At 48.7% G+C, this 12,813-nt stretch carries 10 protein-coding genes; all 10 read right to left on the reverse strand.

Features of this window, described 5'->3' with window-relative positions; all coding sequences use genetic code 11:
- Positions 1-430: 430 nt before the first annotated feature.
- Positions 431-751, reverse strand: coding sequence for a hypothetical protein (locus GPL15_RS14365; protein WP_215699372.1), 321 nt, complete (start codon positions 749-751; stop codon positions 431-433).
- Positions 752-1,489: 738 nt separating this feature from the next.
- Complete coding sequence (locus GPL15_RS14370) at positions 1,490-2,263, reverse strand: class I SAM-dependent methyltransferase (RefSeq protein ID WP_215699373.1); 774 nt, start codon at positions 2,261-2,263, stop codon at positions 1,490-1,492.
- 574 nt (positions 2,264-2,837) lie between these two features.
- Positions 2,838-4,685, reverse strand: coding sequence for a family 43 glycosylhydrolase (locus GPL15_RS14375; protein WP_215699374.1), 1,848 nt, complete (start codon positions 4,683-4,685; stop codon positions 2,838-2,840).
- Positions 4,686-4,692: 7 nt separating this feature from the next.
- Complete coding sequence (locus GPL15_RS14380) at positions 4,693-6,756, reverse strand: FAD-binding protein (RefSeq protein WP_252198423.1); 2,064 nt, start codon at positions 6,754-6,756, stop codon at positions 4,693-4,695.
- 282 nt (positions 6,757-7,038) lie between these two features.
- A complete protein-coding gene (locus GPL15_RS14385; protein ID WP_346344981.1) occupies positions 7,039-7,812 on the reverse strand; it encodes a 3-ketoacyl-ACP reductase in 774 nt (257 codons plus the stop codon).
- Positions 7,813-7,816: 4 nt separating this feature from the next.
- Positions 7,817-9,061 (reverse strand): 4Fe-4S binding protein, encoded by a 1,245-nt coding sequence (locus tag GPL15_RS14390; protein WP_215699376.1) that lies wholly within the window; start codon positions 9,059-9,061, stop codon positions 7,817-7,819.
- 16 nt (positions 9,062-9,077) lie between these two features.
- Positions 9,078-9,833 carry a TIM barrel protein gene (locus GPL15_RS14395; RefSeq protein ID WP_215699377.1) on the reverse strand — a complete coding sequence of 252 codons (756 nt, stop codon included), beginning with the start codon at positions 9,831-9,833 and terminating at the stop codon, positions 9,078-9,080.
- A 59-nt stretch (positions 9,834-9,892) separates the two neighbouring features.
- Complete coding sequence (gene yiaK / locus GPL15_RS14400; RefSeq protein ID WP_215699378.1) at positions 9,893-10,891, reverse strand: 3-dehydro-L-gulonate 2-dehydrogenase; 999 nt, start codon at positions 10,889-10,891, stop codon at positions 9,893-9,895.
- Positions 10,892-10,902: 11 nt separating this feature from the next.
- Complete coding sequence (locus GPL15_RS14405; protein WP_215699379.1) at positions 10,903-11,805, reverse strand: carbohydrate ABC transporter permease; 903 nt, start codon at positions 11,803-11,805, stop codon at positions 10,903-10,905.
- 14 nt (positions 11,806-11,819) lie between these two features.
- The gene (locus tag GPL15_RS14410; protein WP_215699380.1) at positions 11,820-12,782 is read right to left on the reverse strand and encodes an ABC transporter permease subunit; all 963 of its coding nucleotides are present in this window, start codon (positions 12,780-12,782) and stop codon (positions 11,820-11,822) included.
- Positions 12,783-12,813 lie beyond the last annotated feature (31 nt).

Here is a 12,813-nt window from a genome sequence, read left to right on the forward strand (position 1 = left end):
TTTGCGCTCTACCATAGCCATAAAACAGTCGTCTCTAACAGTCTATTCTTTGTTCCAAAAACGGTTGTTGGATACTGAAACCCAAACTCCGGAAAAGAATTCAGCGGGGGCTTTTTCATCACCCCTAACTAGGTGGCTGCGCGTCCTGCCGGGCTCTGTGAGCAAGCCGGTCAAACCTCTCGTTTTCAGTGCCCGAAAGGGCGCGTATCCGCTTCACTTGTGAAGCGTTCGCAAGGCATCGAAAGCGGCCTTTGTCGAGGGATTGGGGGGAGCCCCCAACAAGCGGTTTGAACAGTTTAGCATAGCGGAAATGGGAAAACGCATAACAGTATGTACCGTTGTGCCCTGCTTGCCACGATTGAAAACAACAAAATGGGCAGTACGTCTTTTACCAAGAAGGCGCATGATATAAATGCAATAGCCAATAGCGTTAATGTTTTTGGTCGTGTTTCTTTTTGTAAAAGCAGTAAAGAATGCATACAGTATAATAAAGCAAAATAAAAACGCCAGGCCAAGTTTCTTTGAGAATTTGGCCTGTCTCTTTTGTACCCATATAGATAAAACAAACTCCGGGAATAAAACCAAGTAAGCCGCCCCAAAATATCGTTTTACTTAGAAAAATACCTGCAACCCAAAGCGAAGCCAACCACAACACAACAATAGTGTGAATCGATCCCATCCCCCCAAAAGCCGCCACACCGTAAAATATTGTTATAATGATTGCAGGTATAAAAAACACAATCTTTTTCATTATCGTCACCCCCATAAAAGATCGTCCTCAGTTCACCTTTTCCACCTAATGCGAATATTTTTGATTCTTATACTTTAAATGTTAATGCCGAAACTGTCAAGTTGCTACATCTATTCTTATATTGTGCCCCAAGTCTTTATAAAATCAGGGCGGGAATCGGGCGGAATTTTGGTTAAATCATGACTTGTAAAGATTTTACAGCACAAGCTGGGAAGATCCGTCAAATGCCCTAATTATCAGCCTTTCCAGCCTCGTTATCTTAACATGAACCCGATCGTACATACTAAATCAGGCGCTATTTTTTATTGATTGAATAGATGAAAAATATCTTGTATCTTCTTATAAACAGTTATAAGTTTCGCCTCTAAGAGGCTTAAACACTGGCTTTTTCATGTATCGTCTTTAATCTGTTTATATCTCTTTATATGTTCTCTTTGTAATCGCGGGCGTCAAAAAAGCGTCAAGAGAAAATGTATTGTTACGCAGTCAAACCAATTTTTAAGGGTAGTCAATACAAATCACCCCCTTTGCCATTTCTGCGCTACGAGACTGTATAACACAAGGCATTACAAGTGCCTGCTCCGTAACTTTCATTGTGTCAAGTGGGGGAGAGCAGCTTACTGAGTTCACCCACTTGACTACCGCACGAGCAGGGGCAGACGTTCTTGTTAACAGCGGGCGCAGCCCGCTCATTTACCATCGACAAGTACTGCTGACACTGCTATAAATGATGCTACTTTATCCAATTTGCGCTGGCTTTTTCGTAACTAGAAGAAATCTGTGTGTTGAGGCTTCTATAACACCTTTCTCGTCTAGTAACTTCTGCACTTTGCACAAACGATGAAAACATTTATTAACAGAAAAATTTGGGAATTCCCACTCAATAATTCGAGCGAACCAAACTAGTGCGCCTACGTCATAAAACTTGATTTTTGGAAATGCCTCCTGCGATTCTAATATTTCAAATCCGGCGTTTGTAAATTTTTTGATTGCCTTTTCAAGATATTGTTCTGGATATGGTATTCTTGTGTTGGGAAGCAATAACTCGACCAACTCACGGTCATTTTTGGCACCCACTTGCTGTGTAATGAATAAACCGTTTGGTTTCAAAACACGAAATATCTCTTCAGCGCTAAAATCGCCATGCCTGTTGATTACCATGTCAAATATGCTGTCGGAAAATGGAAGTTGCCTAACGTCTGTCGTTTCACGAAAGTCTATTCCCAGAGGCAGCAAAATTGTTTTGCATAATGCAACATTAGGTGGGTATCCTTCCGTAGCACTTGTGTTTTTGTAAGGATGATTTAAACCTAGTAGAAATTCTCCGCCGCCTGTATCTATATCCAACAATTTCGAGCTATTCAATAAGAACCTGCGTACAATTGCCTCATAGTTCCACGGTATATCTCGACCTACTTCATATCGACCATGTATATGCGAGAAATCCCATCCTTGAATATGTGCAACGTGTTCTTCTTGCAACCATTGCTCTTTTAATATTTCAAAATCCATAATGACTACTCCTTTTCATAATTAAATTTACCCTTTATGAAATCGGTGCAGCCAACTGATAGCAGGATCTAAAACCCCTCGATGCAATCTGCTATCAGATATACTGCACCGAGTAATTACCTCGAATAAGCCTCATATGAATTCACCGCCTTTCAGAAATACGATTATGCTTTTTAGGCCATTTTCCCACTTTGTTTGTAATGTCTTTCCTAATTCACCGTGTGTGTTTGGGATACTTCCCAAAAACAAGTTTATGGAAATGGGTACCCGCTTCCTATGCTTGCTACGGAACTTTTTACATCCCCCAAAAACGGAAGGAAAGGAACAGAATTGAATTAAATTCGCTCGTCACGCTGATGAAAGACAAAAGGAACAAATCGCAAACCAACTGAAAATTATACTTATATCTTCTTATAGCCTTTTATAAGTCCTGATTGAGCTTGAGCGCCAAAAAAGCGTCAAGCAACTTTTTAACCCACTATTACAATAACCCACAAAGGCCCAAATGTACAGTGTTTGTGTGGGTTTACATCGTTTCCCATCCTACTGTTTGTTAAAACAATTCTACTATTTTTTATTGAGTTTCCGATATCTTCCACTCAGTAAAGTTTCCGCTTACATGGCCTTTCACATATACCCCGGCCATAGCGCCGGTAAACCTCTTTCCTTTTACCAGGCCCTCGCTGCTCAGGTATTTGGTGTCTTCCGCGGTATCGGTTTGGATCCAGCCTTCTCCTGAATCAAAGTAAAACCGGCGTTTCATGCCCTCTGTCTTCATCTTACACAAGACATACCCGCCGCATTTTAAATTCCCTTTAAAAACATCATGGAACCTGTCGTTTATGTATCCGTCCCCTGCATATTCCTGAAATACAATCCCATACTTCCCGTTCTTGTATCCAACACCGTATTTGAGGTAACTGTTTTCATCGTAGTATCCTGTCAGACCCAGGCTTTCTCCCTCCGACAGTTCCGGCACTTTAAACTGGCAGACGGCTTCAAAGTCAAAATATTTTTGACGCTCGACCAGAATGCTTCTGCACTGGAGGGAATTTAAGTCCTCTCCTTGTCCCGCCAAAAACAGGGTGTTTTCTTTTACAGAGATTTGATCCCGGGAAAGGGGTCTTGGGGTCATCCATTCTTTTTTCATCCAGCATGGATATCCGCCCAGGGGGGCAGACGTATATTCTGATTCTATTTCATTTGGGGACGCATTGCGTCCGGTTATATCGTGGCCGACGGAAATGACCGGGAATTTTTGCTGTGAACTGGGGCCCCGGCCGCGGTTGATCACAGGCCATCCGTCGGAAGTCCACTCAAGGGGATCCATGGAGGTTTCACGTCCCAGGATTCCATACTGCCCGTTCAGTTTCCGAAGGCACAGATATACAATCCACCAGCTTCCGTCCGGAAGCTGAACCGGCTTTCCGTGGCCGCAGCACTGGATTGGGGCATTGTCGTCCCATTGGTAGAGGATGGGATTATAGGGACATGGTTCATAGGTTCCCATCAATTCTTTGGATCGGGATACGGTGATCCGGTGGCCCCGGCCTGTGCCGCCTTCCGCCAGGAACAGATAATAATAACCATTGTGCCGCAGCATGTGGGGGCCTTCCGGTTTCCGTTTAAAGTCCCCAAACCACAGCAGTTTAGCCGGAGAAATCTGTTTCCGGCAGTCCCGGCTCAGTTCCAGAATCCGCGCGCCCCGGTTTAACAGCATGTATTTGCGTCCGTCCGCATCGTGGAAAATCGACGGGTCAATTCCATCTTCATGAATCCATGCCGGTTCCTCATACGGGCCTTCCGGCCTTTCAGAAGAAGTGACCATCTGAACCCGTTTCTCTTCCATGCCTTCATTGAGGCGGAGGGTTGCCGTAATATAAAAACATCCGTCACTGTAGGAAATATCCGGCGCCCAATAGCCCCGTCCCCCGTCCAGCAAATCCAGCCGGGCATACTCCGGCTCTGTGACGGCGTATCCGATGATCCGCCAGTTCACCAAATCTTTTGAGTGGGAAATGGGAATGCAGGGAAAGAAACAAAATGTGGAATTGACCATAAAATAATCTTCCCCAACCCTCACAACAGAAGGATCCGGGAAAAATCCCCGGCGGATGGGATTGTGAAAACTGTTTTCATAGGTAAAACCACATTTTTCCGCAAAATAATTCAAAATATCCTGAAATCCCAGCCGGAAAGCCAGGTCATAAGGGGTTTCCCCGTATCGATTTCCCGCCGCCGGATCAAGGCCGACCCGGTTCGCCAGGTAACTGACCACCTGGAGATTTCCGGATTTTACGCCATAATATAAGGCGTTATTTTGATCCCGGTCCGTATCCTTTACATTGACAGCCGTATATTCCACCAGCCGCATGACTTCCTCTAAATCACCTTGTTCCGCCGCTTTAAACACTTCTTCCATGCTCTGTTTAATCCCTTTCCATATATTCGTTTTCCCGGTATTTCTTCCACACCACCTCGAAAACCTCCGGCTCCCTGATCTGTTCCAGCTTTCTGACCGGCCTCCAGACAGCCTTACAAATCCTATTTTCCCGGTCAAATCTTATCTCCTGTATCTCATCCTCATGGGCCATCCCGTCCGGCCCGTCCAATGTAAATGCCGCCAGTTCCGGCACAACCACCTGGTCTTGCCTTCCCTCCGGTGTTTCCGGGTAAAGAGCAGAACCCCGGCTCCGCCCGCCGTGCTTCTGATAATCCAGCATCGCTTCCAGATACACCTTCTGACAGATTCTCATATCGTAATACCTGTAAAACCTGGATAAAAATGCAGTATCAACACATTTTTCCTCTTGAGCTCCGTTTTCTGCCTCCGCTCCGGCCAATTTCTTTAATTCCCGGCCGATTTCCAGGCACATCTTTTCCATGCCCTCTGTTTGGCGCATCATCGCCCCGTACCGGCTCATATCCTGCACCGCATGTTTCCATAGATTTGAAAAACTGTCCGCTCCCGGCGCATGTTCCAAACCATTTGTATTCGGAACTTCCCGGCAGGCAGAGGCCCGTACCCCCATGGAAATGCAGTCTTTCACCTGGTCTTTTAAAATGTCTTCCACATCGTTTGTCCACGGGCGCTGCTGCTCCCTGTGGGCGGCGATATATTCCGCTGCCCGGGCTGATCCCACCTGGCCGGAATTCAGCGCACTGCCCCCCGGACGGCAGATTCCATGGGTGCCCGCCGCTTCTCCAACGGCAAAAAAGCCTTCCACTTCAGTCTGCCACCAGCAATCCACGGCCAGACCGCCGTTATTGTGCTGGGCGCAGACTGCCACCTCCAGCATTTCCTTCTCTAAATCCACCTGATGTTCTTTATAAAATGACACTGCCGGTGCATTTAAAATGCACAGCCTCTCATAGGGCGTCTGCCGGCAGGCCCCGGACCGCTTCAGATATCCCCCCGCCTCATCTGAAAGGGCGTCAAAGTCAACCAAAAGCCCGCCCGGATTGCTGCGGTAATCAAGCCATACCCGGCGGCCGCGGACACAGGTTTCCCGGTAAACCAGAAGATCGATCATAGAAGAGCCCTCCGCCGCCTTCCTGGCATCGAAAGGCCATTGATACCCCTTCAAAAAGACCATATTCATCATTTCTTCCCTGTTGTCATAAAATTCCATTAAAAATTCCCGCTCATCTTTGCCCTCCTGGTCTGTGGAAACAAATCGGGGCAACACCTGCATGTAGCTGCCGCTTACATTCCATCTGGGTTTTTTAGATGCCAGGCCGTACTGCCATTCGGTCAGATTTTTCCCCGGCACGCCTGCTTCAAATGCGATTCCCGATGCTCCCATCTGGCTGGCCGGATAAACGCTGTCCCAGTAGATCCCGGCAGGCCCTCCGGTGGCATAGACCACGTTAACGCAGCGGATCAGCACGAATCCCCCTCCGCTGGTATCCAGACAAAGAATCCCATAAAGCTTTTTCTGATGCGTCAACACCCGGATCACCTGGAAATTGTCGTAAATGGGAATCTTCTTATCCCTCACATTCCGCTCCAGAGCCTCCGTCATATAGCGGGATGTATAAGGCCCGGCGCTGGTTCCCCTGTCGTTGGGATCATGGTCCGTCTTATAGCCCACATACTCCCCATACCGGTCATGGGGAAACGGAACCCCCAATTCCACCAGTTTAAAAAATCCCTGGCAGGAAAGCGCGGCCTCGCAGAGGGCGTGATCCCCATCCACACAGCCTCCGCCATAGAGTACCTGGGCCAGTTTCCGGACACTGTCCGTCCCGCTGCCCGACAATGACAGCTTGTAATACGTCTGTTTGTCCGACCCTGTATTCCTGGACGTGCCGGAATTCATGCGCTCCGTCACAAGAGCCATGTCCCGCACCCCAAATTTCCAAAGGCAGTCGGCTGAATTTAAGCCGGCTGCCCCTGATCCAACCACTATGGTATGAATGTCTAAAATGCGCAGCCCATTTTTGTCTGCCCATTCTTTTCCCATATTTTGATTTATACTGTCTATCTTCATCTTTTCCTTAACCCTGCCCTTCCACTCCATTCCCAGCAGACAATTTTACGTCTCCTATACTGCCCGCCTCCACCGTCTTATGCCGGGCTAAGCCTCTGCCTGATTTCACCCGTCTGCCATTAACTGCTTGTCTGGCTCACACCGCACACAACTTCATCCGTCTGCCTGGCTCATTTATCGTCCAACTTCAACTGTTTGTATCCCTCTTACTGCAGTCCACGTATATCTTCAACTGCATCCCCCACATCACACTCACCAAGCAATCCTCTCGCTCCCGCCTGTCTACAGCCTCTTAATATGAAATCCCCCGTCAATATCCACATAATTTCCCGTAGTATACAGAAACTTATCCGAACAAAACGCGCTGACCGCGTCCGCCACATCCTGAGGCAGCCCCCAGCGTTTTACCGGAAATGCCCCTGCCTGGATTAACGCGTCATATTTTTCCTGTACTTTGCTGGTCATGTCCGTTTTAATCACGCCCGGACGCACTTCATGAACCAGTATTCCATCTCCCGCCAGACGGTCCGCAAACAATACGGTAATCATGGACAGGGCCGCCTTAGAAACACAGTATTCTCCGCGGTTTACAGAAGAAACCTCTGCCGAACAGGAACCCACATTGACAATGGTGCCCCGTTTTTTTCCAATCACTTCCTGTTTCAGCATCTGGTTAGCCACCATCTGGGTCAGGAATAAAGTGCCTTTGGCGTTGATTCCCATAACCCGGTCAAAGCTTTCCTCCGTCATTTCCAAAAGATCCGCCCGCACCGACGGAGCCACGCCCGCATTATTGACCAGCACATCAATCCTTCCATAACGGGCCACGGTTTCCTCCACCAGCCGCTTCCGGTCTTCCCTGTTGTCTAAGCTTCCCTGTACATAGAACCAGTCAATTCCGTGTTCATCCAGCACGTTCAGCCGTTCTGTGCAGTCTTCTTCCGGCCTTGTGGCAAACACCACCACCTGATATCCGTCCAAGCCCAACTGACGGGCAATGGCCAGCCCGATTCCCCGGCTGGCCCCTGTTACGATCGCTGTTTTTTGTACTGCCACAGGTTTATACCCCTCTCTTAATTCCTCTGTCTTCAAATGCAGAAGCCAGGATTTTTTCTTTTTCCACATGAAGGGCATCCGTCGGGCATACCTGGAAACAGTAGCCGCAGCCAATGCATTTATCGGTTTTCACCGCTCTTCTTCCCTTCATCTCTATGCCTTCATGCCAGCACACGTCCACACAGCGGCCGCAGCCGATACATGCGTCAGACACCTGTGCCTGCTGGTAAGCGTCTCCCAGCCGGTTCTGGCGGTCGGAAGTCAGATCCTTATCCATCTGGAATAATTTTAACGCGTCCCCGCAGAGACTGTCCATATCTTTATAACCATTTTCATCCATAAAACGGTTCAGGTCAGAAATCACCTTCTTACATGCGTTAGTCCCGCCTGAGCAGGCCAGAGCGCCAAACTGTACGGCTTCACTTCCTGACATGATAATTCTGGCCGCCTGGTCATAGCTGAACACACCGCCGCCGCCGTACATCGGAATCTTCATACCATTGGTTCTGGCCTCGGAAATGGCGTAGCATACCAGCGGCGTGGCCTGAGTTCCGCCGTATCCTGCCCCCGGACGGGCCTGGGTGGTTCTCCAGTCCAGATCGAAATAAAAGCCTTTCCATCTGGCGGTTGGGCCTGCCGCAGCCGCTCCTGCCGCTTCCGCAATCCTGATGGAAGTCAGCACATCACAGGATTCAATTGCCAGTTTTGCCATGATCGGCACATCCGGCACCGTTTTTTTCATCAGCTCAATGCTGTGGCGGAGAAGCTGGTGATAGTCGAAAATGCGGTCCTTTGCCACCGCAACCCCGGGAGTGTTAAAGTGGAGCTCAATGGCGTCCGCACCAGCCAGTTTCAGTTCCTTGGCCTGGTTGGCCCATTCCTTTTCCCAGTTTCCGCCTGCCACAATATCGCTGTAATGGCCCACCGACACCCACAATTTGATGTCGCTGTCCATTTCTTTCTTGATTTTATGTACTTCCTCGCAGTACTCTTCCAGCGTATTGATGCTGTCCTTAATCTGCCTGCCCACCGCATGGCTGTGAATGCTCATCTGTCCCGAGAACATGGCCTTGCTGTCAGGCCCTATGTAACTTCCGCCTCCGGCTCCGTGTCCGAAATTCCTTAAAACGATTGCGCCCGGCCTCATCGCCGCGCTTTTCAGCACATTTTTTGCCCCCTGTGTAGCCGGACTGGACGCTACAACAAATGGGTTTATCATATCAAATGATTTTACATATAAATCAGCCATCTCTATCCCCTCTCTCCTATCTGCCAAGCAGTTGATGCAGCGCTTCTGCATCCTGTAAAAATTGTTCTTCCGTGTTATCCATCACAAATTCCAGCAGCCCGTAACGGTCCGCGCTCAAATCCACATGTTCCAGGTACTGTTTCCATTCCCCGGCCCCTTCAGAAAACGGACGCCGCACCCCGTTCAGCCAATAATAGATGTGAAGGTTCAAAAGCCGGTCTCCCAGCAGCTCCAGACCTTCCATCCGCTCTTTCATGGAAAGGGCCACCGTCGGCTGCCATAAACAATACAGATTTTTGTGATCCGCCTCTTTCAGAAATTCCATCGCAGATTCATTGGTGTCGGTCAGCGTGTTTTTATGCCATTCCATGGCGATTTTAATGCCGTATTCCTCAGCCATCGTGCAGATGCAGGCCGCTTCCTCAGCCAGTTTCAACCGTTTCCCGGCGTCCACCTCCAAAGAAGGTTCCGCTCCCGCCCATATGCGGATGATGGGAGCGCGCAGCGCCGCCGCAGAAACCAGGGATTTGCGGAATACGGCCTGCGGGTCTTCCTGCTGCCCTAAACGGTAATAAGAACCGTAAGCGGCCACTTGGAGACCGGCCTCCTTCGTCATCTCATACAGAGCTTGGGCCCCTTTTGGGTCGTCCGGCATCACATGGGCATTTTCCGACCATTCCACCGCTTCCAGTTTCGCTTCCCTGCAAAGCCGGAGAATGTCTGCCGCCGGCTTATTCCGAAATGTGGCGGATACCATTCCAGGTACTATCATGTTCTCCTCCATTCCAACGCGTTTCCACCATTCCAAAGGGTTTCCACGCATCTTCAATCCTACATATCGAGAACACTCTGCCAGATTCCTTCATCCACCGAAATTCCCAGCTCCATGTTCTCCTTTCTGGTTTTCATCATATTTTCACCCGGATAGTAAACCGGACGTCCTTCATTTACCGGAGCGGAGGTCTTTAAATCCTCCAGCGTATCGTCGATATTTTTAAGCAGCGTTTCTTTATCCCCGAAGGAATCCAGGCTGATGGCCATAAATATCTGGGAAAGCTCTGTTTCCACCGGAAGTTCCCCAACCATTCTGGAAGTCCTTCCTCCGGCCAATGTGGCGGCGATCAGATCCAGGGCTAAAGACAGGCCGGAACCTTTCCAATAGCCGATGGGGACGCACTGGTGGGTTTCCAGAATCTCTGCGGCGTTCCTGGTGATCTGCTGCTCCTTATTGTAACCGCCATCCACAGGCAATTCCCTGCCGGAGCGGGCATAGCTTTCCAGCTTTCCATAGGAGAACATGGACATGGCCACGTCTACCAGCACAGGGGAATCCCCGTGAGGGATGGCGAACACCACCGGGTTGTTGCCAAGCCTGGCGTCCCGGCCTCCCCACGGCGGCATGTTGGGCACCGTATTGGTCCACAAAATGCCGATGCAGTTCTCTTCCACCGCCATCAGGCCGTAATTGCCCGGGCGCATCCAGTGGTTGGTATTGGACAATGCCACGCATCCCATGGTGTGCTGTTTTGCCAGTTCGATGGTCCGTTTCATGCAGGCATAGGCATTTAAATTGCCCGGCCCCTTTTGTCCGTCATACCGTTCAAAAAATCCGAAGGATTCTTTCAGCACAGGAACCGCGTGAATATCCACACATCCTTTGTCTATGCTGTTTATAAATTTAGGAAAACGGTTCAGCCCGTGGGTATAAACCCCGTCCCGGCTGGCGTCCGCATAGAGTTTGGCCGACAGAGCGGACTGTTCCGGGGTAAATCCCCGTTTTTTTAACACCCTCACAAACTCATTGTACATGGTTTCATAACTTACTCTCATCATTTCCCTCCTTAGCCTTTCACAGCGCCGATCATTACGCCCTTAACAAAATACTTCTGGATAAATGGATATATGGTCAATATGGGCAGAGTCGCCACCACAATCGTTGCAAACTGAATGGTTTCACTGATCAGATAATCATCCGCCCCTGCCGTCATTGCGGAAGTGTCGTTCTGAAGCAGGATTTCACGCAGTACAAGCTGCAGCGGATATCCCGATTTGTTGCGGATAAACAGCATGGCGTTAAACCAGGAGTTCCAATGGGTTACCGCATAATACAGGCAGATAACCGCGATGGTAGGCTTAACTAACGGAACCATGATCTTCCACAGGATCGTCCACTGGTTGGCGCCGTCCAGCTTGGCCGATTCCTCCAGGCTGTCGGGAACAGAAACCATAGCGGTTCTCATGATGATCAGGTTATAGGTGCTGATTGCCGTGGGGATGATCAGGGACCAGATGGAGTTGTTCAGGCCAACGCCCTTTACAACCAGGTAAAATGGGATCATGCCGCCGCTGAAATACATGCTGAATACGATTCCCATCATCATGATGCCGCTCCACATCACATTTTTTCTGGACAGGCAGTAGGCCGCAATCAGGGTAATCAAAACATTCAATGTGGTTCCAACCACCACGATGAAGATGGTGTTCATATAACCGGTAATAATATTCTTATTCTTAGCCACCGCTTTATAAGCGTCCATGCAGAAATCCAACGGATAAAACAGCAGGCCTTCGTGGCGCACATAAGACGACGGGCTGCTGAAGGATGCGCAGACCACGTGAATCAACGGAATCATGATTATGACAATCAGGGAAGCCATAAATATCACGTTGCACACATCGAACAGCTTGCTCCCAAAACTGGCTTTCATTTTTGTTTTCTTAACTACAGCTTCTTTTGCTTTCATGAATGTTGCCCCCTTTACCACAAACCGTTGCCGCTGGCCTTTTTGCTCAGTTTATTGGTAATCGTAACCAATGCGAAGCTGACCACACAGTTGAACAACCCAACCGCAGCACTGTAACTGAACTGGGCATCGATAAGACCTTTTCTGTAAACATACGTGTTGATAACATCCGCCGTATCATAGATCGCCGGGTTGTACAAAAGCATGATCTTCTCATAACCTACGTCGAATATTTTTCCCATCTTGAGAATCAGCATGATGATGATCGTCGGCATCAGACATGGGATGGTGATATAGATCACCTGTTTAAACCTGCCTGCGCCGTCCACCTTGGCCGCGTCATAGAGTTCCTGGTCGATGCCAGCCAGGGCCGACAGATAGATGATGGAGTTCCAGCCCACCGTCTGCCACAAATCCGACAGGATATAGATAGGAAGGAAGTTTTCACTGTGGTTCAGCAGGGTTTCTTTTTCAATGCCGAACAGAGTATGTAAAATGGAGGTAATGCCGCCGGTACTGCTGGTCAGTTTTACGATAATACCGCAGATAACAACCGTTGAAATAAAATGCGGGATATAAGTGATGGTCTGCGCCCATTTGGCAAACCTCTTTGATTTCAACTCATTTAACAGCAGGGCCAGAATAATTGGCGCCGGGAATGTTAAAAGAGAAAATACGCTGATTCGGATCGTATTGCGCAGCAGACGTCCGAAATAATAGTTGCCAAAGAAGTTCTTAAAATGCTTCAGCCCCACCCAGCTGCTGCCTAAAAACCCTTTCGCCGGTTTATAATCCATAAATGCGATGGACAAGCCGAACATGGGGCCGAATTTGAATATCAGATAATAGATGATGATGGGCAGCATCATCAAATATATCATCCAGTTATGGTGAAAATCCCGGACTACACGCTCTTTAAATGTAAGCTTTCTCCCGTTGATGACCACTCCCTGGCTCTGGCCTTTCATTTTTTTCATATACTACCACCTTTTCCTAAAGATTTTAACT

It is taken from the genome of Clostridium sp. MCC353, from assembly GCF_018785315.1.
GTDB lineage: Bacteria > Bacillota > Clostridia > Lachnospirales > Lachnospiraceae > CHH4-2.

Bases quoted from the DNA above. Each gene is read 5' to 3' on its own strand.
- GPL15_RS14365 (WP_215699372.1), bottom strand. From the start codon at position 751: ATGAAAAAGATTGTGTTTTTTATACCTGCAATCATTATAACAATATTT.
- GPL15_RS14370 (WP_215699373.1), bottom strand. From the start codon at position 2,263: ATGGATTTTGAAATATTAAAAGAGCAATGGTTGCAAGAAGAACACGTT.
- GPL15_RS14375 (WP_215699374.1), bottom strand. From the start codon at position 4,685: ATGGAAGAAGTGTTTAAAGCGGCGGAACAAGGTGATTTAGAGGAAGTC.
- GPL15_RS14380 (WP_252198423.1), bottom strand. From the start codon at position 6,756: ATGAAGATAGACAGTATAAATCAAAATATGGGAAAAGAATGGGCAGAC.
- GPL15_RS14390 (WP_215699376.1), bottom strand. From the start codon at position 9,061: ATGGCTGATTTATATGTAAAATCATTTGATATGATAAACCCATTTGTT.
- GPL15_RS14395 (WP_215699377.1), bottom strand. From the start codon at position 9,833: ATGATAGTACCTGGAATGGTATCCGCCACATTTCGGAATAAGCCGGCG.
- yiaK (WP_215699378.1), bottom strand. From the start codon at position 10,891: ATGAGAGTAAGTTATGAAACCATGTACAATGAGTTTGTGAGGGTGTTA.
- GPL15_RS14405 (WP_215699379.1), bottom strand. From the start codon at position 11,805: ATGAAAGCAAAAGAAGCTGTAGTTAAGAAAACAAAAATGAAAGCCAGT.
- GPL15_RS14410 (WP_215699380.1), bottom strand. From the start codon at position 12,782: ATGAAAAAAATGAAAGGCCAGAGCCAGGGAGTGGTCATCAACGGGAGA.